Genomic DNA, 24,068 nt, shown 5'->3' with positions numbered 1-24,068 from the left:
GCCGTCGGCCCGCGGGCAGTAGCGTGGAGGGTCCGCAGATCCCGGAGACAGCGAAAGGGTGACCAGGGATGACCGGTGACGGGTTGAGTTCGGGCGCAGAGCTCGGGCCGGCGCAGCGCGCGGCGGCCTGGGAGCGACTGGGCTCCGAGGAGTTCGACGTCGTGGTGATCGGCGCGGGCGTCGTCGGGGCCGGAGCCGCGCTGGACGCGGTCACCCGCGGCCTGTCCGTGGCGCTCGTCGAGGCGCGCGACATCGCGTCCGGGACGTCGTCCCGGTCCTCCAAGCTGTTCCACGGCGGGCTGCGCTACCTGGAGATGTTCGAGTTCGGGTTGGTCCGCGAGGCGCTGCGGGAGCGGGAGCTGATGCTCACCAAGGTGTGCCCGCACCTGGCCAAGCCGGTCTCCTTCCTCTACCCGCTGAGCAAGCACGTGATCGAGCGGCCCTATGTCGGGTCCGGCCTGATCCTGTACGACACGATGGGCGGCGCCCGGTCGGTGCCGCGGCACCGCCACCTGACCAGGGCCGGCGCCCTGCGGCTGGTGCCCGGCCTGCGCAAGGACGCCCTGGTGGGCGGCATCCGCTACTACGACGGGCAGGTCGACGACGCCCGGCACACGCTGGCCGTCGCCCGGACGGCCGCGGCCTACGGCGCGGTCGTGCGGCCGTCCACCCAGGTGGTCTCGTTCGTCAAGGAGGCCGACCGGGTCGCCGGCGTCCGCGTCCGCGACGTGGAGAACGGCCAGGAGACCACAGTCCGGGCCAAGGTGGTGATCAACTCGACCGGAGTCTGGACCGACGAGCTGCAGCGCCTGTCCGGCGGCCGTGGCCGGTTCAAGGTCCGCGCCTCCAAGGGCGTGCACCTGGTGGTCGCCCGCGACAAGATCGCCTCCGAGTCCGGCATCATCCTCAAGACCGAGAAGTCGGTGCTGTTCGTCATCCCGTGGAAGAACCACTGGATCATCGGGACCACCGACACCGACTGGGATCTCGACCTGGCACACCCCGCGGCCACCAAGGCCGACATCGACTACATCCTCGAGCACGTCAACTCGGTGCTCGCGGTGCCTGTCACCCACGACGACATCGAGGGCGTCTACGCCGGGCTCCGCCCGCTGCTGGCGGGGGAGAGCGAGCAGTCCTCCAAGCTGTCCCGCGAGCACGCGGTCGCCCGGGTGTCGCCGGGTCTGGTCGGCATCGCCGGCGGCAAGTACACGACGTACCGGGTCATGGGCGCCGACGCGGTCGACGCCGCCGCGGAGGACCTGCCGGGCCGGATCAACCCGTCCTGCACCGAGGACGTGCCGCTGCTGGGCGCGGAGGGCTACCAGGCACTGGTCAACCAGGCCGACCGGCTGGGCGCCCAGTACGGCGTCCACCCCTACCGCATCCGGCACCTGCTGGACCGGTACGGCTCGGAGATCCACGAGGTGCTGCGGCCGGCGCTCGAGGACCGGCAGCTGTTGCAGCCGCTGCCCGGGGCCCCCGACTACCTGCAGGCCGAGGCGCTGTTCGCGGTGACGCACGAGGGCGCGCTGCACCTGGACGACGTGCTGGCCCGGCGGACCCGGATCTCGATCGAGTACGCGCACCGCGGCACCGAGACCGCGCCGCGGGTCGCCGAGATCATGGCCGGCGTGCTGGGCTGGTCGGACGCCGAGCGTGCCGACGAACTGGCCGCCTACGTCGCCCGCGTCGAGGCCGAGCGCAGGTCGCAGACCGAGCCGGACGACCTGTCGGCCGACGAGGTGCGGCTGCAGGCCCCGGAGATCCGCGACCTGCTGGTCTCGCCGGTCGCGTAACGGGACGCTGGGTGCCGGTCGTGGAGTCCGGATCCGCGCGGCTGTCGGCCGGCGCGCTGGCCCTGGTGGTGCTGGGCGTCGGGGTGCTGGTCGTCGCCGTCGTGGCGGCGGTGGCCGGGTGGCTCAGCGACGACTTCGCCGCCGGGTTCGGCCAGGTCGGCGCGATCGGCATGTCCACGGTCGGCGTGGTCGCAGTGGTCGCCGCGCTGTGGCGGGACCGGCACCGCCCGCGGTGACCGGGCCGGGTGCCGCCACCGGGGCGGTCGGCTGGACCGACGGGGCCGCCGCGGGGCGCTACCTGCGGATGGCCGAGGTCGAGCTGCACGGCATCTCCCCGGCGTACGAGCGCTGCTGCCGGGCGGTCGCCGCCGCGCCGGACGTGTGCGCCCTGCTGGACGGTCTGCCGCCGGCGCAGCGGCAGCCCAATCTCCTGCTCGGCGTCGTCCGGCTGCTCGGCGGGCCGGTCGGTGACCCGGCCGCCTTCCTGGCGTTCGTCCGGGAGGCGTGGCCCGGGATCGCCGTCGAGCTGGGCCGCCGGCGCACGCAGACGAACGAGCCCGCCCGGTGCGCCGTGCTGCTTCCGGTACTGGCCGCCCTGCCGCAGCCCGTGGCGCTCGTCGAGGTCGGGGCCAGTGCGGGCCTGTGCCTGTACCCGGATCGGTACCGGTACATCTACTCCACCGCCACCGGTGACGTCCGGCTGGGTGGGGGTGCCGTCGAGATCCGGTGCACTGTCGAGGGTCCGGTACGGCTGCCGGCGGCGCTGCCATCGGTGGCCTGGCGTGCCGGCATCGATCTGCACCCGCTGGACGCGCGGTCGGCGGACGACCGGGACTGGTTGCGGGCGTTGGTGTGGCCGGAGCAGCGGGAGCGCTTGGAGCGGCTCGGCACCGCACTGGCGGTCGCCGCGGCGGATCCGCCGCGGATCGAGACCGGGGATCTGGTCGACGGGCTGGACCGGCTGCTGCGGGACGCGCCGCCCGGCGCCACCGTCGTCGTCCAGCACTCCGCGGTGCTGGCCTACGTCCCTGCCGACCGACGCCGGCGGTTCGTCGAGCTGGTCACCGGTCTGGTCCGCGACCGCGGCGTGCACTGGCTGGCGAACGAGGCGCCCGGGGTCGTGCCCGGCGCCGCCGACGTCCCGGACACCCGCGGCCGGTTCGTGCTGTCGCACAATGGGAGTCCGCGAGCGGTGACCGGCCCGCACGGGCAGAGCCTGCGCTGGCTGTCCTGACCCGCGGGCGGTCCGGCGACCGGGATCAGCGACCGTCCTGCTGACCCTGGACCGCCCTGGCCACCCCGGCGACGAGCGGGACCAGCAGGAACGCGAGCCATGCGTTGGACACGCCGACGCCCATGAGCACGAAGAACAGCACGACGGCGAGCAGACCCGAGCTGGCCGTCGCCGCCGCGAGCAGCGCCTGGCCCTTCGACCGCGGCGGCACCGCGGGCACCGCCGCCGGCGCGGACGGCACCAGGGCCGACGCGCCGGCGCCCGCACCGGACCAGCCGGGTGTCAGCCCCAGGATCCGCGGGTGCGGTTCGGGCAGGTCGTCGAACAGTCCCTGCAGGTCGCGGGCGGTCCGCGCGGCCGTCACCCGGGCGCTGCGGCTGTCGAACTCCGCCATGTCGATGCGCCCGGCGGCCATGTGGTCGCCCAGCGCCTGCAGCGCCGAGTTGCGGTCGGTGTCGCCGATCCGCAGGTCCGCCGGGTCGACCGGTGGCTGTCCCGGCACGGTGCTCATGCCGGTCACCCTAGACGGCGCGCCCGCAGCGACGGCCGCATCCCGCAGGTCCACGGGTGGCCGCCGTCACTCGATCTCCGCCAGTACGGCGCCCGCGGTGACGGCCGTGCCGACCGCCACCGACACCGACTGCACCGTCCCGGCGTGCGGCGCGGTCACCGGGTTCTCCATCTTCATCGCCTCGACCACGGCCACCAGGTCGCCGGCTGCGACGGCCTGGCCCTCCTCGACGGCGACCCGGACCACCGTGCCCTGCATCGGGGCGGTGACCTGGCCGCTGCTCGGCGGCGGCGCGGCCCGCTCGGTACGGCTGCGGCTGCGGGACGGGCCGGCCGCCGCCCGCGCCGGCCGGTCCAGCAGCTCGGCGGGGAGCCGGATCTCCAGCCGCCGCCCGTCGACCTCGGCGACGACGGTGCGGCGCTCGTCCGGTGCCCCGGCCGCGGAACCGGGCGGCGCCACGAAGGGCTCGATGCGGTTGTCGAACTCGGTCTCGATCCAGCGGGTGTGGACGCCGAGCTCGCCGTCCGGGGCGGTGAACGCGGGGTCCTGCACCACCGCGCGGTGGAACGGCAGCACGGTCGCGACGCCGTCCACCTGCATCTCGGCCAGCGCGCGGCGGGCCCGGGCCAGCGCCTGGTCGCGGTCCGCGCCGGTGACGACCAGCTTGGCCAGCAACGAGTCGAACAGCCCCGACACCACCGTGCCGGTGTCCACCCCGGCATCCAGCCGCACACCGGGACCGGACGGCGCGACGAACCGGGTCACCGTCCCCGGGGCCGGCAGGAACCCGCGGCCGGGGTCCTCGCCGTTGATCCGGAACTCGATGCTGTGGCCGCGCGGGACCGGATCCTCGCTGATGCGCAGCGGCTCGCCCTCGGCGATGCGGAACTGCTCCAGCACCAGGTCGATCCCGGACGTCTCCTCCGAGACCGGGTGCTCCACCTGCAGTCTGGTGTTGACCTCGAGGAAGGAGACGAGCCCGTCGGGGGCGACCAGGAACTCGACGGTGCCGGCGCCGTGGTAGTCCGCCGCCCGGCAGATCGCCTTGGCGGCGGCGTGGATCTGCGCCCGCTGCTCGTCGGACAGGAAGGGCGCCGGCGCCTCCTCCACCAGCTTCTGGTAGCGCCGCTGCAGCGAGCAGTCGCGGGTGCCGACGACGACGACGGTGCCGTGGGTGTCGGCGAGCACCTGCGCCTCGACGTGCCGCGGGCGGTCCAGGTAGCGCTCGACGAAGCACTCCCCGCGGCCGAACGCGGCCACCGCCTCACGGACCGCCGACTCGTACAGGTCGGGGATCTCGTCGACCGTCCTGGCCACCTTCAGCCCGCGGCCGCCGCCGCCGAACGCGGCCTTGATGGCCACCGGCAGCCCGTACTCCCGGGCGAACGCGACGACCTCGTCGGGGCCGGACACCGGCTCGGGCGTGCCCGGGGTGAGCGGTGCACCGACCTTGCGGGCCAGGTGCCGTGCGGTCACCTTGTCGCCCAGGTCCCGGATCGCCTGCGGCGACGGCCCGATCCAGGTCAGGCCGGCGTCGAGGACGGCCTGGGCGAAGTCGGCGTTCTCGGACAGGAACCCGTAGCCGGGGTGGACGGCGTCGGCGCCGCTGCGGGCCGCGACGTCCAGCAGCGCCGGGATGGACAGGTACGTCTGCGTCGCGGTGCTGCCCGGCAGCACCCACGCCTCGTCGGCCATCCGGACGTGCGGGGCGTCCGCGTCCGGCTCGGCGTAGACGGCCACCGACCGCAGACCGGCGTCCCGGCAGGCGCGCACGACCCGCACGGCGATCTCACCGCGGTTGGCGATCAGGACGGTGTGCACGAGGTCCTCGCTCTCTGCCGGGTCGGGTGGGGGTCGCGGCGCCCTGCCGGTGGTCCCACACGGCCGCCGGTGCGCCGCCGGCTCACGGCCGCCGCCACAGGTCCGTCACCGCCAGGCCGACCCGGGCCAGCAGCTCCCGGGTCAGCGGCAGCGAGATGCCGATGACGCTGCTCGGGTCACCGTCCAGCCCCTCGACGAACCACCCGCCGTAGCCGTCGATGGTCAGCGACCCGGCCACCTGCAGCGGCTCACCGGTGGCCAGGTACGCCTCGACCTCGGCCGGCGTGGGCGTCCCGAAACGGATGGTGGTGCGCCGGACGTCGCGGACCCGGTCGACCGGACGGCCGTCGACCACCCGCGCCACCGCGTGCCCGGTGAGCAGATCCGCGTCCCGGCCTGCCATCTCGGCCCAGTCCTGCCGGGCGACCTCGGCGGTCCCGGGCTTGCCGCGCAGCCGGCCGTCCAGCAGCAGCATCGAGTCGCACCCGACCACCACCGCGTCGCGGTGCCGGTGCGCGACGTCCTCGAGCACCGCCTCCGCCTTCGCCGCGGCGAGCGCGGCGACGGTGGCGTCCGGTCCGAGGTGGCGGTGCGCGGCCTCGACCGCCGGCTCGTCCACGCCGGAGACCTGCACCACCGGGTCGATGCCCGCGGCGCGGAGGACGGACAGCCGCGCCGGCGAGGCCGACGCGAGCACCAGCACGGTCACCGGGGCAGCCCGGACGCCCAGAACCGCCCCGGACCGGTCACCAGCTCCCGGCCGTGGTGCGCCGGGTCCGCCCAGAACGAGCGGCCGGGTTCGCCGCTGTCCACGGGCTGCGGGTCGTCTGCGGCCAGCGCGAGGAGCACCGCGACCGCGGCGGCGGCGTCCGCGGCGTCGCGCGCCGCGGCGGCCGTGCACCGTCCTGACCGGGTCGAGAACTCCTTCACAGTGCCGATCGTTCGCTCGCTCACAGTGCCGATCGTTCGCTCGCTCACAGTGCCGATCGTTCGCTCGCTCACAGTGGGATGTTCCCGTGCTTGCGGGGCAGCCGGTTCTCCCGCTTGTCGGCCAGCATCGCCAGCGCCCGGGTGATGCGTCCTCGGGTTTCGTGCGGCGCGATCACCTCGTCGACGTAGCCGCGCTCCGCTGCCAGGTACGGGTTGGCGAGCGTGTCCTCGTACTCCGTCTGCAGCCGGCCGCGCAACGCCTCGACGTCGTCGCCACGCTCCGCGGCCGCCGCCAGTTCCCGCCGGTACAGGATGTTCACCGCGCCGGCGGCCCCGACCACGGCGATCTGCGCGGTCGGCCACGCCAGGTTGACGTCCGCGCCCAGGTGCTTGCTGCCCATCACGTCGTAGGCCCCGCCGTAGGCCTTGCGGGTGATCACGGTGACCAGCGGGACGGTGGCGTCGGCGTAGGCGTAGATCAGCTTGGCGCCGCGCCGGATGATGCCGTTCCACTCCTGGTCGGTGCCCGGCAGGAAGCCGGGCACGTCGACGAAGGTGAGCACCGGGATGTTGAAGGTGTCGCAGGTGCGGACGAACCGCGCCGCCTTCTCCGAGGCGTCGATGTCCAGCGTGCCGGCCAGGTGTCGCGGCTGGTTGGCGACGACGCCGACGCTCTGCCCGGCCACCCGGCCGAACCCGACGACGATGTTCGGCGCGAACAGCTCCTGCACCTGCAGCAGGTGCCCGTCGTCCAGCACCGCCCGCAGCACCTCGACCATGTCGTACGGCTGGTTCGGCGAGTCCGGGACGACCGTGTCCAGCGCCAGATCGGTGGGCCCCGGTTCGAGATCGACGTCGGCGGCACCGGTGTCGACAGGCGGCCGGGACAGGTTGTTGCTGGGCAAGAACGACAGCAGCTCGCGGACCCAGTCCAGCGCCTCGGCCTCGTCGCCGGCCAGGTGGTGCGCGTTGCCGGAGCGGGTGTTGTGGGTCCGCGCGCCGCCCAGGTCCTCCAGGGTGACGTCCTCGCCGGTCACCGCCCGCACGATGTCCGGCCCGGTGATGAACATCTGCGACGTGCCGTCGACCATCACGACGAAATCGGTGAGCGCGGGGGAGTAGACGTGGCCACCGGCGGCGGCGCCCATGATCAACGAGATCTGCGGGATGACGCCCGAGGCGTGCACGTTCCGCTTGAAGATCTCGGCGTACAGCCCCAGCGAGACAACGCCCTCCTGGATCCGCGCCCCGCCGCCCTCGTTGATCCCGACGACGGGACGTCCCGACGCCGTCGCGAAGTCCAGCAGCTTGACGATCTTCTCGCCGTACACCTCGCCGAGCGCGCCGCCGAAGACCGCGACGTCCTGGCTGAACACGCACACCTCGCGGCCGTCAACCGTGCCGTAGCCGGTGATCACGCCGTCGCCCGGCGGCCGTCGCTGCGCCATCCCGAACGCGGTCGCCCGGTGCCGGGCCAGGGCGTCGAACTCCACGAACGACCCGCGGTCGAGCAGCAGGTCGATGCGTTCCCGGGCCGTCGACCGGCCCCGGGCGTGCTGCCGCTCGGCCACCGCGGGCGGGGTGGTGACGGCCTCCTCGCGGCGCCGCAGCAGGTCGGCCAGCTTCCCGGCGGTGGTGTGCAGGTCGGGCGCCGGGCCCGTCGAGCCGCCGGCGGGCAGGTCCGCCGGGACGTCCGTGCCGGGACCGCGCTCGACCACCGACCGACCGTCCCTTCCGCCGGCGGTGCCGGCGTCGCGCGCCCCGACCGCCGCGGTCGGCGGCGGTCCGTCCGGTGGCCGCCGCCATCGGCCGCCACCCCGACCGCACCCTAACCGACCCCCGGTGACCGCCGTCGACCTACGGTGCCGGGGTGAGCACGGACCAGGACCAGGACCAGGACACGGACGAGGACACCGACAGGGACACGGACGGGGACACCGAGGTCGACATCGGCCCGGCGGATCCCCGCGACCTGCGCGGACCGCTGGACCTGGGCCGCCTCGGCCCGCTGCGGCTGCCCGTCCCGGTGGACCTGCGGCACGTCGCGGCGACCGGGTCCACCAACGCTGACCTGGCGGCCGGACCGGCGGTGGCCGCGGACGGTCCCTGGCCGGTGCTGGTCACCGAGGAGCAGCGGGCCGGCCGGGGCCGGTCCGGACGGACCTGGACGTGCCCGGCCGGGGCAGGGCTGATGGTGTCGATCCGGGTGCCGATGGTCGCGGTGCCGCCGGCCCGCCGGGGCTGGACCGGCGCCGTCCTCGGTCTGGCCCTGGTCGCCGCGGTGCGGTCGGCGGCCGGCCTGGCCGCGGACCGTCCGCGGCTCAAGTGGCCGAACGACCTCCTCGTCGACGGCCACAAGTGCGCCGGGGTGCTCGCCGAGGCGGTCGGCCCGGACGTCGTCGTCGGCGCCGGGCTCAACGTGTCGCTGACCGCCGCGGAACTGCCCCGGCCGGACGCCACGTCGCTGCTGCTCGCCGGCGGCGGCACCGACCGGGGGGCGCTGCTGGCGGCCGTCCTGGAGAGCTTCACCGGGTGGGTGCTCCACTGGTTCGACGCCGGGGGAGACGTGGACGCGGCCGGGATCCGGCCGGCGTACCTGGACCGCTGCGGGACCCTGGGCGCCCGGGTCCGGGTCGAGCTGCCCGGCGGCGGCGTGGACACCGGCGAGGCCGTCGACGTCGATCCCGACGGTGCGCTGGTCGTCCGCTCGGACACCGGTCGGCGCCAGCGCTATTCAGCGGCCGACGTCGTGCACCTGCGGCGCGGCTGAGCGGGCGTGCGGCCACGCGGGCCCGGAGCGGTCGGGCCGTCCTGACTAGGGTCGGTCGCGTGCCCGCCGAATCCGACCGCGCCGCTCCCGGCGACGCCGTGCTGGATCGCCTGGCCGACGTCACGGCGCGCGCGGAGCAGGCCGCGGCGGCCGCAGGACGGCCCGGCCAGGTCCGCGTGCTGCTCGCCACCAAGACGGTGCCGGCCGAGCGGATCCGGGTGGTGCTGGCCGCCGGTCACCGGCTCATCGGCGAGAACCGGGTCCAGGAGCTGGTCGCCAAGGCCGACGACCTGGCGGACCTGGATCCGCGGACGCACTTCATCGGGCACCTGCAGGCCAACAAGGTCAATGCCGTGCTGCCGCTGGTCCGCTGCCTCGAGACGGTGGACGACGCCGCCTTCGCCCGCCGGCTGCAGGACCGGCTCGAGGTGCTCGACCGCACCCTCGACGTGCTGGTCCAGGTGAACGTGTCGGGGGAGGCGTCCAAGTCCGGGGTCACGCCGGAGGGTCTGCCGGCGCTGCTGCGCGCGGTGGCCGGGTTCGACCGGCTGCGGCTGCGCGGGCTGATGACCATCGGGTTGAACTCGCCGGACCTCGAGGCGGTGCGGGCCGGGTACCGCACCCTGCGGGTGCTGCGCGACCGGCTCCGCGACGGCGGCCTGCCCGGCGTTCCGGCGCCCGTGGACCCGGCATCCGTCACCGAGCTGTCCATGGGGATGAGCGGCGACTACGAGCTGGCCGTCGCGGAGGGCGCGACCGAGGTCCGGGTGGGTGCCGCGGTGTTCGGCGCCCGCGCGCAACCGGCCCCGGCGGAGCAGCCCGGCCGGTAGCGTGAGCGCCGATCGGTCGGCGCCGCGCGGACGGAGGGGCACATGGCCTACCCCGACAACCTGCTGTCCCGCGGGGAGCAGGTGGTCCTGCACAAGCACCCGCACTGGAAGGTGCTGGTCCTGCCGGTGCTGTTCTTCGTCGTGATCATCGGCGGCGCCTTCGCGCTGGCGGCGGTGCTGCGCAACTGGCAGTACCACTCGCTGGCGTGGATCGGGATCGCCGTCGTCGCCGTGCTGCTGCTGGTCTTCCTGGTGCTGGTGCCGTTCCTGCGGTGGCGCACCGAGCACTTCGTGATCACCAACCACCACGTCTTCTTCCGCACCGGCATCCTGCACCGCCGCGAGCACCAGATCCCGCTCGGCCACATCCAGAACATGGAGACGTCGGTCAGCTTCTGGGGCCGGCTGCTCGGTTTCGGCTCGCTGATCGTCGAATCGGCGGCGGACCAGCCGTTGGAGTTCGAGAACGTCGCCTCGCTCCCGCGCGTGCAGTCGACGCTGAACCAGCTGATCATGGACGACCGCGGACGGTTCTCCGGCGGTGACGGGTACGGGCCGGGGCCCGACCAGCGCTGGGCCGGGGACGAGGGGGACCCGCGCCGCGGACGCCGGCCGCCGGAGCACAAGCAGCCGCCACGGTCCTACTGACGGCGTCCGCGGCAGACGTACGTCAGCCGACCCGCTCCGGGTGCAGCCGCTCGTCGAGCCAGCCGAAGGCGCGCGCGTCGAACAGGCTCCGGGCGCCCGCCTCGCAGTGATCACCGGCGCCTTCGGCCACCGTGAACCGGATCAGCGTTCTGTCCTGCACGGTCAGCGCGTCGAACAACTGCGGTGCGCTGGCTCCGATGTCGTCGCCCTCGGCGTGGGTGACGAGCGTGGGACAGCGGATCGAACCGGCGACACCGCCGAGCCGGAAGTCCCGCATCGCGTCGAAGTACTCGAGAGGCGACCCGACGCCGTGCACCTGCATGCCGCGGCGGACGGACCATCCGGCCGTCGGCCGTTGCGCCACCTGGTCGAGCATCGCGGACAGGGCGGCGCGGGCGGACTCCTGCCCGGTCTGGTATCCCTCGGCGATGGCCTCGGGCATCCGGGCCAGAGCGGCCGCGTACATGTCGAAGGAACCCGAGTCGGCGATCAGGGCCGCGATCCGATGCTCCTTGCTGGCCGCCCGGGGCGCGAGGAAACCGCCGAGACTGAGCCCGGCGAGGGCGATCCGGTCCGGGTCCACCCCTGGCCGGCCGAGCAGGTCGTCGACGACCGGGGTGATCACCGTCTCCCACTCGGCGCGCATGTGGAGTCCCTGCTGGGTCAGCGCCGCACCCTGGCCCGGGCCGTCGAACAGCAGTGCGTTGTATCCCCGGGCCAGTGCCGGCGCGCCGAAGTAGAAGTACACCTCTTCGCACGTGCTGTCGTAGCCCCCCAGACCGATCACCGTGGGGCGGCGCACATCCGAGTCGTCGACCCGCAGGAGGTAGCCCGGCAGCGTGGTGCCTTCGAACGGGATCCGCACTGGCTCGACCGGGTGGTCCATCAGGGCCGCGGCCCGCCGGAACGCCGCCGTCTGCCGAAGGTTGCTGTCCGTCATCCGCGTGTCGACGGGCGTGCTGTACAGCATGCCGCCCGCGGTCCGGTGGTACGTGCAGGCTCTCAGGAACGCGTCACGAGCCGAGGCGCGGTGCCCGTCGCGCTCCTCCTGCTCGCCCAGACCGAACACCCGGTCAGCAAGGCCCTTCCAGGCGTCGTACCAGGCGGACAGGTCCTGTTCGTCCAAGCCGCGCACTGCCTGCAGGCACTCACCGACGTCGGCGCCGCCGTGACCGGTGGATCCGACGGCCCGTAGCAGTTGCGCGTCGAGCAGGCTGTCCTCGAGTGCCACCTTGGTCATCGCCAGTTCTCCTGTCGCCGGAGACGCCAGATTCCGGGCCGGTGCGGATACGTCGCAGCCACCGTCACCACCGTCAGCCGCTCGGCAACTATGACACCGAATCACCCGTCCGGCAGGAAACGGGCGGCCCGGAAGGTGCAGGGTTCCACGGGGCGCAGCCGGTTCCGGTGGGACGACCACCGCCGGCAACCGGGCGACCCCCGGCGGACGCGGTGCTCGTGGTCGCTCCGAACGGGAGTGGTGCGCCGCAGGGCCCCGACCGGTCAGTCCGATCCTCCGTGGCGCCAACGGGTTCCGAGGCGTCCGAGCTGGTTGACCGCCAGTGCGATCATCACGAATCCGACGACGATGACCACCAAGCCGAGGGACATCGACAGGTAGCCCGTCTGCCGCGGATCGATGAACGGGTACGGGTACCAGTCGACGATCGGCCCCCGGATCAACGTGTAGACCCCGTACAGCAGCGGGAAGACCAGCGCCACCATGGCCGTCCGGTTCCCGATCGCCCGCGCGGCCGGAAACACCACCCAGTCGACGAGCAGCACCAACGGGATGACCCGGTGCAGGGCGTCGTTCGTCCAGTCGTTGTCGACCCCGACGTCGGCGCGGGAGAGCAGCAGGGCGTAGATGATCCCGGTGATGACGATGTAGATCGTCACCGAGCACCGGACCACCTGCCACTGGGCCGAGCGCGGGGTGGCGACGGCGCCTACCAGCAGCACCAGGACGGCCAGGACGTTGCTCAGCACGGTGAAGTAGCTGAAGAAGTTGGCGACCGTGAACCCCGGGACCTTGAATCCCCGCTGCACGCAGACCACCAGCGCAGCGGTGTCGTAGACCGCCAGCAACCCCCTCGCCACGCGTGCCGCGCCCAGCACCGCGGGCGGTGTCGACCGTGGTGCCAGAGCCGCCGTCGCCATCCTCGACCTCCACCGACGCCAGGGACCGGCACGGGCGTGCCGGGGCCGGACCGTGATCACCGTGTCCGACGGGCAACTATGACACCGAACCGCCCGACGGGAGGCCGACCGGACGGAACGGGCATCGCGGTGGGTGAGGCGGCCCGGCCCCACGGCGGCGCCTGCCCGCGGAGTGGCAGCCACAAGGACGCCCCGACGGGACCCCGTGCTCGCGCGAGCGTCCTCCAGCTCGTGCCAGGACCGTTGGGGCGGGTTCGATCAAGCGGGAGGCGCTGTCCACACGTGTGATGTCGCCCGGTCCACGCACAGCGCGGACCAGGTGTCGGTGTTCACCGCCCGCCGGGTCGGTCCGGCCGGCCGGGCCGGGAACACCGTCGGCACCTACCTGTGCGCGGACCTGCGGTGTGCTGCCGTCGTGCACGGGCCTGCCGACGCCGTCCGGGACCGGGCGGAGGGCTCCCTTCCGCCGGAGGAGCGTGCCGAGCGCATCCGCACCCGGCTGGACTCCTTCGTCGCGGACGTGCTCCGCCCCTGACGTCGCCGCCACGAGTGACCGGTTCTCGGGATGCGGCCTCAGCGCTCGCGTCGCGGCGCCGAGCTGGCCCGCACCCGCAGGGTGGGCGGCAGCACCAGCTCCCGGCCCGGGCCGGTGAACCCGTTGATCCTGTCCAGCAGCAGCCGGGCGGTCTCGGCGCCCAGGTCGTACGTCGGCTGGGCGACCGTGGTGAGCGGCGGGCGGAGCAGCGGCGCCCACGACATGTCGTCGAAGCCGACCACCGCGATGTCGTCGGGGATCACCAGCCCCGCGTCGGCGACCGCCTGCAGCGCACCCAGGGTCATCAGGTTGTTGGCCACGAACACCGCGTCGATGTCCTGCCGTGCCGCCAGCAGCTCGGACATGGCGCTGCGGCCGCTGGCCTCGTGGAAGTCGGCGAAGCGGATCAGCTCCGCGCCGGTGCGCAGCCGGCGCGAGCGGACCACCGCCCGGTAGCCGGCGAGACGCTCGGCGCCGGTCGAGATCGTCGTCGGGCCGCTGACGCACGCGATCCGCCGGTACCCCTGGTCGACCAGGTGGCCGACGGCCAGCCGGGCGCCGCGGGCGTTGTCGATGAGCACCCGGTCCACGGCCGGGTCGGGTGCGCGCCGGTCGACCGTCACCACCGGGATCCCCGGGCCGGTCAGCGCCGACACGTCCGTCTCGTCGAGGGACGCGGGCGCCAGGATGACCCCGGCCATGCTCTCGGCGATCGCCAGCTGCAGGTAGTCGCGTTCCTTGCCGAGGTTCTCGTCGGAGTTGCACAGCACCACCGAGTAGCCGTTGGCGAAGGCGACGTCCTCGACGCCGCGCACCATGTCCGTGAAGAACGGGTTGCGGATGTCCGAGATCACCAGCCCCAGCACCGCACTGCGGCGGGTACGCAGGCTGCGCGCGATCCGGCTGGGCCGGTACGCCAGCTGGTCGACGGCGGTGCGCACCCGTGCGGCCATCGCGGCGTCGACCTCGGTGTTGCCGTTGAGCACCCGTGACACGGTGGCCGTGGACACCCCTGCCACCCGGGCGACGTCGGAGATCGTCGGCATCGTCCCACCAGCTCCGATCGGGGGTCCGGGTCGCTCGTCCGGCCGAGGGACGGTCGCCGCGATGGTACGTGAGAAGGCTAGGCCACACGGGCGTCCGGCGGGTGTCCGGGTCGCGGCGTCCGGCGAGCGCATCGGGCGGCCACGCCCTGCGGACATTCTTGTGTAATCGGTTTCTCGTGTCTACGCTCGGCCACCGGAGCGCGTCCCGGTGGCGCTGCTCCGACTCGCGTGGCGCACGACGGAGTCGCCACCGACAGCTGGAGGGAACCATGCGCACCAGCAGCTCCCAGGGCCCCAGGACGTCGCGGGCGGTGCCACGCAGCGCGGCCCGCCGCATCCACCCCGGCTTGTGCGCACCGGACCAGGTCGGCGTCCACGGCGCCGCCGCGTACAGGACGCCGGTCCGCCGTCCGTGACGCCACCCGAGCCCACTGCCGCGGACAACGCGCAGGTGCCCAACGTCATCGGGTACGACCTGGACACCGCGCGCAGCCAGCTGTCGGCGGCCCCGAGTGCCGCGTCCGCCGAAGCGCCGCTGCTGGAGATGCGCGGCATCGGCAAGTCCTTCCCCGGTGTCCAGGCGCTGCGCGACGTGTCGCTGTCGGTGCGCCGCGGCGAGGTCGTCGCGCTGCTGGGGGAGAACGGCGCCGGCAAGTCCACGCTGATCAACGTGCTGTCCGGGGTCTTCGGGCACTACGACGGCACCATCCTGCTGGACGGGGAACCGGTCGACATCCACACCCCGGCGGACGCGCAGCGCCTCGGCATCAGCACCATCCACCAGGAGCTGAACCTGGTGCCGGACATGACCGTCGCCGACAACATCTTCCTCGGCCGGGAACGGCGCAGCGCCGCCGGGCTCGTCGACCGCCGGGACACCAACGCCCGGGCCCGGGCGCTGCTGGAGCGGGTCGGGCTCACCGTCAGCCCGAGGCGGCTGGTGCGCCAGTGCCGGGTCGCAGAGCAGCAGCTCATCGAGGTCGCCAAGGCGTTGTCGCTGAACACCCGGGTGCTGATCATGGACGAGCCGACGTCGGCGCTGGCCGACGCGGAGGTCCGCCGGCTGTTCGAGGTCATCCGCAGCCTCACCGCGGACGGCGTCGCCATCGTCTACATCTCGCACCGGCTGGAGGAGCTCGAGGAGCTGGCCGACTCGGTGAACGTGTTGCGCGACGGCCGCTGGATCGGTGCCCGGTCCATGCGGGGTGCCTCCCGGGACGAGCTGATCCGGATGATGGTGGGACGGTCCGTCGCCGACCTGCCGCGACGCCCCGCCGACGCCCGGCCGACGGACGAGCAACCGCGGCTGTCCGTGCGCGACCTGCACCTGGACCCCGACCCGCGGGCCGGCCGGGTGGGGCTGAACGGGGTCAGCCTGGACGTGCGCCCGGGCGAGATCGTCGGCCTGGCCGGGCTGATGGGCGCCGGCCGCACGGAGACCCTGGAGGCCGTCTTCGGGGCGTACCCGGCCCGTGCGTTCCGCGGCAGCTTTTTGCTCGACGGCCGGCCGTACCAGCCGCACAGCCCCAAGCAGGCGATCCGCCGGGGCGTCGTGCTGGTCGCCGAGGACCGCAAGCAGCAGAGCCTGGTGCTGGACGCGTCCGTCAAGTTCAACACCAGCCTGGCCGCGCTGGGCCGGTACCTGTCCTTCGGCTGGGTCCGCGGGCGCCGGGAGCGAGCCGCGGTGTCGGACGAGGTCCGCCGGCTGGGCGTGAAGACGTCCGGCATCAACACCCGTGTCGGCACGCTGTCCGGTGGGAACCAGCAGAAGGTCGTGCTGGCCAAGTGGCTGCTCACCGATCCTCGGGTGATCCTGCTCGACGAGCCCACCCGGGGCATCGACGTGGGCGCCAAGTCCGAGATCTACGAACTGGTCAACGCGCTCGCCGCGCAGGGCGTCGGCTTCGTGGTGGCGTCGTCGGAACTGCCGGAGCTGCTGCGGATGAGCGACCGGATCGTCGTGCTCAGCGAAGGTCGGGTCACCGCCGAGTTCGACGCCGAGCACGCCGACCAGGAACAGATCCTCGAAGCGGCCATGGGCCGCCGGTCCGTGATTGCGAGAACCTCATGACGACACCGCCCGACATCTCCGGCCGGCAGCCGGCGTCCTCCGCCGACGACCCGGTCGGGACGGAGGTCACCGCCGGCGCGACCGGCGGCAACCCGGTGCCGGACGGACCCGCGGGCGGCCCGGTGCGGCGCGCGCGCCGGATCCTGCCGCTGCTCGGGTCGCTGCAGGGCTACATCGGCCTGGTGCTGATCGTGCTCATCGGCATCGGCACCCAGGGCGGCCGCTTCGCCAACGTCGACAACATCACCAACGCGATCGGCTACTTCGCGCCGCGCGGCATCCTCGCCGTCGGCATGACGCTGGTCATCATCGCGGCCGGCATCGACCTGTCCGTGGGCTCGCTGCTGGCCGTCGGCAGCACCGCCGCGGCGTGGTTGCTCACCGACGCCAACTGGCCGGTGGTGGCGATCGTGCCGGCGTGCATGGTCATCGGCGCGGTGTTCGGACTGGCCAACGGGGCCGGCACCGGGCTGCTGCGGATCCAGTCGTTCGTGATGACGCTGGCGATGATGACGATCGCCCGCGGCATCGTCCGCGAGTTCAGCAACAACACCTCGATCGGCACCGTGGTGATCGGCAGCAACGGCGAGCTGGCGCCCGGCTCCGCCCAGTTCCAGAAGCTCGGGACGCCCGGCGCCCGGCTGTTCGGCGGCGACGTGCCGCTGCTCGGCTACTTCCCGGTGCTGGCGCTGGTCGTCGTGGTGATCGTGTTCCAGCTGGTGCTGACCCGGACCCGGTTCGGCCGGCACGTCTACGCCGTCGGCGGCAACCCGACCGCCGCCCGGCTCTCCGGCGTGAACGTCACCGCGGTGACCATCGCCGTGTTCACCCTGTCCGGCCTGCTGGCCGGGCTGGCGGGCCCGATCAGCGCCGCCTACAACGCCTCGGCCGACCCGCAGGCCGGGCTCGGGTACGAGTTGGACGCCATCGCCGCCGTCGTGATCGGCGGGGCGAGCCTGGCCGGCGGCCGCGGCTCGGTCGTCGGGACCTTCATCGGCGCCCTGATCCTCACCCTGCTGGACAACGTCCTGGGCCTGAACAGCGTCAGCGCCAACTGGCAGCTGATCGTCAAGGGCCTGATCGTCGTCGTCGCCGTCGTCATCCAGCGGCCGGAGCTGTTCTCCGAGCTCGCCGCCTGGCTCCGACGAACACTGCACCGGTCACCCGCGGGCGCCGCCCGGGGCTGACCGTGCCACCGGACCGCGGCCGCCGCGCGGCTGCCCTGTCCGTCCCCACCGATCCCACCGATCCCATCCGACCACGTCCACCGAGCAGGTCCACCCGCTCGGTCCCGCGTCCCGGCCACGGGGGCCGGCGCACGCCCGTCCGGAAGTTCGATCACCACAAAGGAGTCGTGATGTTCACCAGGAGAACAGCGGTACTGGGGGCGGTCGGCGCTGCGGCGCTGCTCGCGCTGTCCTCGTGCGGCACCAACTCGGACGCCGGCAGCGGCTCGTCGAGCAGCGTCTCGTCCAGCAGTGCCTCGTCCAGCAGCGCGTCCTCGAGCAGCTCGGCCGGCGGTGCCACGGACACCGGCAGTGCGGGATCGGGCTCGGCGACCGCGTCCTCAGGCTCGGCGGGCTCGGACACCGCCATGTCGGGATCGTCGGGGGCGTCCTCCGGCGGGTCGGCGGCGGGCGGTCCGATGACCACGGTGTCGTTGCCGAAGAAGGACAAGTACGTCGTCGGCTACTCGCAGTCCAACAACGCCGAGCCCTACCGGGCCCAGCTGAACACCCAGCTGACCTACTACATCAAGCAGCAGCCGAACCTGGAGCTGCTGCCCATCGCCGACGCGGCCCAGGACAGTTCGCGGCAGGTCAGCCAGGTGCAGCAGTTCATCCAGCAGAAGGTCGACATCCTCATCGTCTCGCCGAACGAGGCTGACCCGCTGACGCCGCCCGTGGAGCAGGCGTGCAAGGCCGGCATCCCGGTCATCATCCTCGACCGCAGCGTCAACACGGACTGCATCGCCGCGTTCATCGGCGGCGACAACGTGGCGATCGGCAAGGCGGCCGGCGAGCTCGCCGTCAAGCTGCTGCCGAACGGCGGCAACGTCGCCGAACTGCGCGGGATCCTGTCCAACCAGCCGCAGATCGACCGGGACAAGGGCTTCCGCGACGCTATCGCGGCCAACCCGAAGATCCAGATCGTCAAGGAGCAGGAAGCCAAGTGGCTGAAGGAGGAGGGCACCAAGGTCATGCAGCAGTGGCTGCAGGCCGGCACGAAGATCGACCTGGTGTACGCGCACAACGATCCGATGGCGCTGGGCGCCTACCTGGCCGCCGCCGGCCAGAACAAGCAGAAGGACATCCAGTTCATCGGGATCGACGGCCTGGCCATCCCGGACGGCGGCATCCGGGCCGTCCAGCAGGGCCAGCTGGCCGGCACCTTCGTCTACCCGACCGGCGCCAAGGAGGCCGTGGACACCATCGTCAAGATGGTCAACGGGCAGCAGTTCTCCAGCAAGCAGGTGCTGCCGACCACGCCGGTGACCAAGGACAACGCCGACCAGGTCTACAAGCAGTTCGACTTCTCGAACAAGTGACCCGACGCGGCTGACCGGAGGGTGGGCGACGCCCACGCTCCGGCGCCGACGGGACGAGCCGACGGGGCCCGTGCCGGTGCGACCAGCGCCGGTGCAGGCCCCGTCGGCGTCCGGGGGCGGCACGCTCCGCCCGCTCATCGGTGCTGTTGGTGACGAGAGGGGTTGCCATCGGCGCCCTGCTGTGCTTCGGTAGGTGAGAAATCGATTGCTCGGCCGGTCCGGCGGAGCGATCCCCGGTCCGTGCAACGGTGCAACGGCCTTTGGACGCTGCACCGTCCGTCCCCGCGCGAAGGACAGGTGCCCATGGCGCAGTCATCCCCCCGCAGACGCCTCACCCGGCTCGTCGCGGCCGGCCTGTCGGCGGTCACCGCCGTCGCCACGGCCGTCGCCGTCGCTCCGGCCGGCGCTGCCGCCCCGCCGCCCGCCGGTGCCGCCGTGGCGCCGGTCTCCGCGGCCGCCCGGCCCGCTCCGGGCGCGGGCACCGGCCCGGTCGGCTGGGACACCTACCGCCGGTTGGACCGTATCGACGAGCTGACCACGGGCGTCGAGACGCACCAGTTCTCCAGCTTCGACCGCACCGGCGGCAACGACGACGGCTTCGCGGGCACGTACAGCTGCCTGCGCACCTCCGCCGCCGGGTGCGTGATCGCCGAGCGCTCCGGCGCCGGCGAGATCGAGTCGATCTGGTTCACCCGGGACGAGGGCGACGTCTCCCGCACCGGCAACATCCGCATCGAGCTGGACGGCACGGTGGTCCTGGACGTACCGCTGCAGGACGTCGTGAACGGCAAGCTGGGCGCGCCGTTCGTATACCCGTTCGTGGCGAACGCCGACCAGAGCTCCGGCGGCGTGCAGATCAAGGTGCCGATGCCCTACCGGTCCTCGATGCGGGTGACCACGACCAACAACCCGCTCTTCTACCACGTCACCTACCGGACGTTCGCCGACGCGAGCGGCGTGACCACCTTCGACCCGTCGGACAAGGCGCTGGACGTCCTGGCCGCCGCGAAGACCTGGGGTACCGCCGACCCGAAGCCGGCGGTGGCCGGATCGCGCACCCAGACCTCGAACTGGTCGCTGGCGCCGGGCGCCACCCGCACCGTCGCCGAGCTGCGCGGCCCCGGTGAGATCTCCGAGCTCAAGCTGCAGGTGCCGCAGATCGTCGGCCCCGCGCGGCTGCCGCTGATCGCCGACGACGGCCGTGCCCACAAGGGCACCAGCACCTTCAGGCTGGCGATCGACCCGGCCAACACCGGCGTCACGCTGACCCGACGGTTCGACGCCGCGTCGAACCACGAGGTCGCCGACGTCTACGTCGACGGGGCGAAGGTCGGCCAGTGGCCGGCCACCGAGGACGTGCCGGGCCACTGGTCCTACCAGAGCATCACGCTGCCGGCCTCCGCCACGGCCGGGAAGTCGACGATCACGGTGCAGAACCGGTTCGTGTCCGCTTCGATCGACTGGAACGAGTTCCACTACTGGGCCGACTCCGTCGTCGGTGGCGCCGCGAAGCGCACCGACGAGCTGGACGTCGGGACGTCGGCCGCCGCGCTGGCGAGCGAGAAGGCCCACGCCTACGCCATCACCGGGCAGACGTGGACCGGAGCGGCCAACCAGACGGACGCGCCGAAGGACACCCAGGACCCGAAGATCCTGGCGTCCAACGCACTGCTGCGGGACGTCCTGGTGCGGGTCACCTTCGACGGTGACCGGACGGTCGAGGCGCCGCTCGGCGAGTTCTTCGGATCGGGTCTGCTCGAGGGCGACGTCGACGCCTTGTTCTTCCACGTCGACACCTCGCCGAACGGCTGGTACACGAGCTGGTGGCCGATGCCCTACGCCGCCCGCGCGACCGTGCAGCTGGTGAACCGGTCCGACCAGGCCATCACCGCCGGGCGGGCGTCGGTCACCGCGCACGCCGACCGCACGGTGGCCCGCGACCTGCGCGGCAGCGACCCGCGCATCGGCTACTTCCATGCGACGCACCACCGCGCCGACACCGTCACCGGCCAGGACTGGATCTTCCTGGACACCGCCGGCAAGGGCCGGTTCGTCGGCGTCAGCCACACCATCGAGGGCCACATCTCGACCGGCAACATCCGCGAGTACCTGGAGGGTGACGAGCGGGTCTACGTCGACGGCAGCCGCTCGCCGCAGATCCACGGCACCGGGTCGGAGGACTTCTACGAGGCCGGCTGGTACTTCAACCGGCGCGAGTTCAGCAATCCCACCAACGGGCTGTCGGCCATGCCCACGGGCGCCTACGGCTGCCAGTACCAGTGCGATGCGCCGTACCGGCTCATGATCGGCGACGCGGTGTCGTTCCACTCGGGTATCACCTTCGGAATCGAGCACGGCCCGGTGGACAACGCGCCGGCCGACTACTCGTCGACGGCGTACTGGTACGGGTTCACCGATCCGGCCGCACGGGTCACGGACACCGTCGACGTCGGTGACGCGGTGAGCGAGAAGGCCCACCGGTACACCGGTTCCGCCGGCACGACCACGCTGACCGCCCGATTCGAGGGCGACCACGACGACGAGCCGGTCACCGAGGACGTCGAGTCGGCCACCGGGCCGGTGAGCTTCCGGGTGGCCGTCGACCGGAACAACCTCGGCGTCACCCTGCGCCGCATGTCGGATCAGAGCACGCCCTGGCAGTCCGCGGCCGTGACGGTCGACGGCCAGCCCGCCGGCACGTGGCTGCAGCCGCTGGGCAACGCCACCATGCGCTGGCTGGAGGACGACTTCCAGATCGCCCCGGCGCTGACGGCCGGCAAGCGGTCGCTGACCGTCACCCTGACGCCGACGGACGGTTCGCCGGCGTGGAGCGCCGCCTCGTACCAGGCGCTCTCGCTGGGCAAGGTGCAGGCGGATCGCCGGGCACCGTCCGGGATCGCCGGTCTGGTGGCCATCGGGACGCAGAGCAACGCGAACCGGTTGTCCTGGTCGGCCTCCGGTGACGACGTGGCCGTCGACCACTACGAGGTGTACGCCGCCCAGCGGCGCTCCTTCGCGGTCAACGGCTCCACGCTGGTGGGGACACCGACGCTGTCCTCGTTCGAGCACACCGGGCTCGGCCTGAACGAGACCTGGTACTACCGGGTGCGGACCGTCGACAGCTCGGGCAACCGCGGGCCGCTGTCCCCGGTGGTCACCGCGACGACCGGCGACACCCTGCGGATCGAGGGCGAGTCCCTGCTGCCGGCGCAGAGCTCCACGGCGCTGGCCGAGGCGCAGGGCAACTGCTGCGGGGTCAGCTGGTCCGGCGCCGCGCAGCTGTGGTTCCACGGCGGCAAGGTCGGCGACACGGTGACGCTGGCGTTCGACGTCCCGAGGACCGGCAGCTACGACCTGTCGGCCGTGTTCACCCGGGCCGTGGACTACGGCATCGCCCAGGTGTCGCTCGACGGGACCGAGCTGGGCGACCCGACGGACTTCTTCCAGCCGTCCGGCGTCGGCACCGTGACCGAGCAGTACGGGACCCGGCAGCTCGCCCAGGGCCGGCACACGCTCACCCTGACGGTGACCGGCAAGAACGCCGCGGCCACCAACTACCTGCTCGGCCTGGACGTGCTGCAGCTGCGCCTGCAAGGCAGCTCGACCGCGAAGGTCACGGCCTTCCGCACCATCCGGACCGTGGTCCAGGGCGGCGCCCGGCAGCGGGTCTTCGACCCGTCGGTGGGCAAGGACGCGGCGTGGTACGTCAACGACCACACCTTCGTCCAGGGGCCGGACGGCCGGTGGAACCTGTTCGGCATCACCCATGCGGAACCGGCGGCGCCGCTGGACGAGAGCTTCTTCGTCCACGCCACCGCGGACAGCCTGACGCAGGCGCAGTACACCGAGCAGGCACCGGTCATCCAGGCGGACCCGGCGCTGGGCGAGAAGCACGTCTGGGCGCCGTTCGTGCTCTCCAGCGGCGGCACCTACTGGATGTTCTACTCGGCCGGGCAGGACGACAACCACGAGGCGTACCAGATCCGGCTGGCCACCTCCAAGGACCTCAAGACGTGGACCAAGCGGCCGGAGCCGCTGTTCACCGACGGGTTCGACGCCCGGGACCCGATGGTGCTGCGGGTGGGCAACCGGTGGATCATGTACTACACCGCGAACTCCACGCCGGCCGGGGGCAACCACCAGGTCGCCTACCGCACCAGCACGGACCTGATCCACTGGAGCGCCAAGGGTGTCGCCTTCAACCACCCGAGCACGGGCACGTCCGGCGGGCCGACCGAGTCGCCGTTCGTGGTGTCCAAGGACGGCTGGTACTACCTGTTCGTCTGCTGCCAGAACGGCTACTCCGACACCCGCGTCTACCGCAGCCACGATCCGCTGCACTGGGACATCGACCAGCTGGCCGGCCAGATCGACGAGCACGCCGCGGAGGTCGTCCGCGACACCGACGGCCGGTGGTACGTCAGCGGTGCCGGCTGGGGGGCGGGCGGGGTGTACCTGCGGCCGCTGATCTGGAACGGCACCCAGGTCACCGCCGGCCGGGTCGTCACCACCCCGAACTACCGGGCCACCGTGCAGACGTCCCCGACGTCCGCGGTAACCTCGCTCGAGGTGGCCGACGGATCGGGCGGCTGGCGGCGGGTGCTGGACGACGACTACCGCAGCACCGCGCCGTATCTGGGCGTCGGTGGCTTCGGCAACACCGACGTCGCCGGCCCTGCCAAGGATGTCGAGGTCCAGGGCAGCCGGGTCACGTTGCACGGCGTGGCCTTCGGCGACGAACCGGTGACGGCCGACTGGACCCTGGACTTCGGGACCGCCTCGTTCGACACGTCGATCCGGGCGACGGTCGCGGCCGCCACCACGGCCCCCGTGTGGGAGGTGTCGACGACCTTCGACGGCGCCGGCCCGCGGGTCGGTGACGACGCCGACCCGGACCGGCCGGGCGGTGACGTGCACGGCTTCCCGGCGTGGACGCAGTCGACCGGGGACACCGCCAGCGTCGCGGAGGTCTACCACGCCGGCTCGGCCTTCGGCGCGGACAACCGGTTCTACCCCGGGTCCGGCGCGGTGGTGTGGCAGCCGCTGTGGCAGCCCGGCGGCCGCACCTGGGCGCCCGGGACGTACGACCTCGGCACCTGGACGGTCGGCGCCAGCCCGATCGGCGGTGACGACACGCTCGGCGCCCGCTTCTGACTAGCGGCTGC

Annotated in this window: 20 protein-coding genes; 11 read left to right on the top strand and 9 right to left on the bottom strand. The window is 73.0% G+C overall.

Features of this window, described 5'->3' with window-relative positions; all coding sequences use genetic code 11:
* The first annotated feature begins 68 nt into the window (after positions 1-68).
* From IEY37_RS11060 to IEY37_RS11050, 3 genes are all read left to right on the top strand, one after another.
* Positions 69-1,799: a glycerol-3-phosphate dehydrogenase/oxidase gene (locus IEY37_RS11060; protein WP_188941626.1), complete on the top strand. Its 1,731-nt coding sequence runs from the start codon at positions 69-71 to the stop codon at positions 1,797-1,799.
* A 20-nt stretch (positions 1,800-1,819) separates the two neighbouring features.
* Positions 1,820-2,035 (top strand): hypothetical protein, encoded by a 216-nt coding sequence (locus IEY37_RS11055; RefSeq protein ID WP_188941625.1) that lies wholly within the window; start codon positions 1,820-1,822, stop codon positions 2,033-2,035.
* Between the two features lie 68 nt (positions 2,036-2,103).
* A complete protein-coding gene (locus IEY37_RS11050; protein ID WP_188942302.1) occupies positions 2,104-3,033 on the top strand; it encodes a DUF2332 domain-containing protein in 930 nt (309 codons plus the stop codon).
* A gap of 25 nt (positions 3,034-3,058) precedes the next feature.
* Here IEY37_RS11050 and IEY37_RS11045 read toward each other — a convergent pair whose 3' ends face one another.
* The 5 genes from IEY37_RS11045 to IEY37_RS11025 all read right to left on the bottom strand — a co-directional run bounded on the left by IEY37_RS11045 (position 3,059) and on the right by IEY37_RS11025 (position 7,974).
* Positions 3,059-3,544, bottom strand: a complete 486-nt coding sequence (locus IEY37_RS11045; protein WP_188941624.1) for a DUF1707 SHOCT-like domain-containing protein — start codon at positions 3,542-3,544, stop codon at positions 3,059-3,061.
* Positions 3,545-3,610: 66 nt separating this feature from the next.
* Positions 3,611-5,365, bottom strand: a complete 1,755-nt coding sequence (locus IEY37_RS11040) for an acetyl/propionyl/methylcrotonyl-CoA carboxylase subunit alpha (RefSeq protein WP_188941623.1) — start codon at positions 5,363-5,365, stop codon at positions 3,611-3,613.
* An 82-nt stretch (positions 5,366-5,447) separates the two neighbouring features.
* Positions 5,448-6,074, bottom strand: a complete 627-nt coding sequence (locus IEY37_RS11035; RefSeq protein WP_188941622.1) for a Maf family protein — start codon at positions 6,072-6,074, stop codon at positions 5,448-5,450.
* The gene (locus IEY37_RS11030; protein WP_188941621.1) at positions 6,071-6,319 is read right to left on the bottom strand and encodes an acyl-CoA carboxylase epsilon subunit; all 249 of its coding nucleotides are present in this window, start codon (positions 6,317-6,319) and stop codon (positions 6,071-6,073) included. Before IEY37_RS11030 ends, IEY37_RS11035 begins: the two co-directional genes overlap by 4 nt.
* 44 nt (positions 6,320-6,363) lie before the next feature.
* Positions 6,364-7,974 carry an acyl-CoA carboxylase subunit beta gene (locus IEY37_RS11025; RefSeq protein ID WP_188942300.1) on the bottom strand — a complete coding sequence of 537 codons (1,611 nt, stop codon included), beginning with the start codon at positions 7,972-7,974 and terminating at the stop codon, positions 6,364-6,366.
* Positions 7,975-8,165: 191 nt separating this feature from the next.
* Here IEY37_RS11025 and IEY37_RS11020 point away from each other — a divergent pair, with 191 nt between their 5' ends.
* Genes IEY37_RS11020 through IEY37_RS11010 form a run of 3 tightly spaced genes read left to right on the top strand, consistent with a single transcriptional unit; the run spans position 8,166 to position 10,543 of the window.
* The gene (locus IEY37_RS11020) at positions 8,166-9,065 is read left to right on the top strand and encodes a biotin--[acetyl-CoA-carboxylase] ligase (protein WP_188941620.1); all 900 of its coding nucleotides are present in this window, start codon (positions 8,166-8,168) and stop codon (positions 9,063-9,065) included.
* A 59-nt stretch (positions 9,066-9,124) separates the two neighbouring features.
* Positions 9,125-9,895 carry a YggS family pyridoxal phosphate-dependent enzyme gene (locus tag IEY37_RS11015; RefSeq protein ID WP_188941619.1) on the top strand — a complete coding sequence of 257 codons (771 nt, stop codon included), beginning with the start codon at positions 9,125-9,127 and terminating at the stop codon, positions 9,893-9,895.
* 42 nt (positions 9,896-9,937) lie between these two features.
* Positions 9,938-10,543, top strand: a complete 606-nt coding sequence (locus IEY37_RS11010; RefSeq protein ID WP_188941618.1) for a PH domain-containing protein — start codon at positions 9,938-9,940, stop codon at positions 10,541-10,543.
* 22 nt (positions 10,544-10,565) lie between these two features.
* On the opposite strand, the gene IEY37_RS11005 is transcribed toward IEY37_RS11010, so the two are convergent.
* A complete protein-coding gene (locus IEY37_RS11005; protein WP_188941617.1) occupies positions 10,566-11,783 on the bottom strand; it encodes an alpha/beta hydrolase family protein in 1,218 nt (405 codons plus the stop codon).
* Between the two features lie 263 nt (positions 11,784-12,046).
* Positions 12,047-12,703 carry a Pr6Pr family membrane protein gene (locus IEY37_RS11000; RefSeq protein ID WP_188941616.1) on the bottom strand — a complete coding sequence of 219 codons (657 nt, stop codon included), beginning with the start codon at positions 12,701-12,703 and terminating at the stop codon, positions 12,047-12,049.
* Between the two features lie 133 nt (positions 12,704-12,836).
* Between IEY37_RS11000 and IEY37_RS22090 the strand changes: the two genes are divergently transcribed.
* Positions 12,837-13,238: an FBP domain-containing protein gene (locus tag IEY37_RS22090; protein ID WP_188941615.1), complete on the top strand. Its 402-nt coding sequence runs from the start codon at positions 12,837-12,839 to the stop codon at positions 13,236-13,238.
* A 38-nt stretch (positions 13,239-13,276) separates the two neighbouring features.
* Here IEY37_RS22090 and IEY37_RS10990 read toward each other — a convergent pair whose 3' ends face one another.
* Positions 13,277-14,284, bottom strand: a complete 1,008-nt coding sequence (locus tag IEY37_RS10990; protein WP_188941614.1) for a LacI family DNA-binding transcriptional regulator — start codon at positions 14,282-14,284, stop codon at positions 13,277-13,279.
* 544 nt (positions 14,285-14,828) lie between these two features.
* Between IEY37_RS10990 and IEY37_RS10985 the strand changes: the two genes are divergently transcribed.
* Both IEY37_RS10985 and IEY37_RS10980 read left to right on the top strand, forming a co-directional pair.
* Positions 14,829-16,355, top strand: coding sequence for a sugar ABC transporter ATP-binding protein (locus IEY37_RS10985; RefSeq protein WP_188942298.1), 1,527 nt, complete (start codon positions 14,829-14,831; stop codon positions 16,353-16,355).
* A complete protein-coding gene (locus IEY37_RS10980; protein WP_188941613.1) occupies positions 16,352-17,542 on the top strand; it encodes an ABC transporter permease in 1,191 nt (396 codons plus the stop codon). The genes IEY37_RS10985 and IEY37_RS10980 overlap by 4 nt, the downstream gene beginning before the upstream one ends.
* Before the next feature lie 151 nt (positions 17,543-17,693).
* On the opposite strand, the gene IEY37_RS10975 is transcribed toward IEY37_RS10980, so the two are convergent.
* Positions 17,694-18,032: a hypothetical protein gene (locus IEY37_RS10975; protein ID WP_188942454.1), complete on the bottom strand. Its 339-nt coding sequence runs from the start codon at positions 18,030-18,032 to the stop codon at positions 17,694-17,696.
* On the opposite strand from IEY37_RS10975, the gene IEY37_RS10970 reads away from it, so the two are divergent.
* Positions 18,001-18,903, top strand: coding sequence for a substrate-binding domain-containing protein (locus IEY37_RS10970; protein WP_373298309.1), 903 nt, complete (start codon positions 18,001-18,003; stop codon positions 18,901-18,903). The two genes, IEY37_RS10975 and IEY37_RS10970, sit on opposite strands and share 32 nt — an antisense overlap.
* A 303-nt stretch (positions 18,904-19,206) precedes the next feature.
* The gene (locus IEY37_RS10965) at positions 19,207-24,057 is read left to right on the top strand and encodes a DUF2961 domain-containing protein (RefSeq protein ID WP_188941611.1); all 4,851 of its coding nucleotides are present in this window, start codon (positions 19,207-19,209) and stop codon (positions 24,055-24,057) included.
* Positions 24,058-24,068: the final 11 nt, after the last annotated feature.

It is taken from the genome of Nakamurella endophytica (assembly GCF_014646215.1).
In the GTDB taxonomy this organism is placed as follows: Bacteria; Actinomycetota; Actinomycetes; order Mycobacteriales; family Nakamurellaceae; genus Nakamurella; species Nakamurella endophytica.
This window is presented reverse-complemented; position numbering and strand designations above follow the sequence as displayed.

Bases quoted from the DNA above. Each gene is read 5' to 3' on its own strand.
- IEY37_RS11060 (WP_188941626.1), top strand. From the start codon at position 69: ATGACCGGTGACGGGTTGAGTTCGGGCGCAGAGCTCGGGCCGGCGCAG.
- IEY37_RS11050 (WP_188942302.1), top strand. From the start codon at position 2,104: ATGGCCGAGGTCGAGCTGCACGGCATCTCCCCGGCGTACGAGCGCTGC.
- IEY37_RS11045 (WP_188941624.1), bottom strand. From the start codon at position 3,544: ATGAGCACCGTGCCGGGACAGCCACCGGTCGACCCGGCGGACCTGCGG.
- IEY37_RS11010 (WP_188941618.1), top strand. From the start codon at position 9,938: ATGGCCTACCCCGACAACCTGCTGTCCCGCGGGGAGCAGGTGGTCCTG.
- IEY37_RS11005 (WP_188941617.1), bottom strand. From the start codon at position 11,783: ATGACCAAGGTGGCACTCGAGGACAGCCTGCTCGACGCGCAACTGCTA.
- IEY37_RS11000 (WP_188941616.1), bottom strand. From the start codon at position 12,703: ATGGCGACGGCGGCTCTGGCACCACGGTCGACACCGCCCGCGGTGCTG.
- IEY37_RS10990 (WP_188941614.1), bottom strand. From the start codon at position 14,284: ATGCCGACGATCTCCGACGTCGCCCGGGTGGCAGGGGTGTCCACGGCC.
- IEY37_RS10985 (WP_188942298.1), top strand. From the start codon at position 14,829: ATGCGCGGCATCGGCAAGTCCTTCCCCGGTGTCCAGGCGCTGCGCGAC.
- IEY37_RS10980 (WP_188941613.1), top strand. From the start codon at position 16,352: ATGACGACACCGCCCGACATCTCCGGCCGGCAGCCGGCGTCCTCCGCC.
- IEY37_RS10970 (WP_373298309.1), top strand. From the start codon at position 18,001: ATGACCACGGTGTCGTTGCCGAAGAAGGACAAGTACGTCGTCGGCTAC.
- IEY37_RS10965 (WP_188941611.1), top strand. From the start codon at position 19,207: ATGGCGCAGTCATCCCCCCGCAGACGCCTCACCCGGCTCGTCGCGGCC.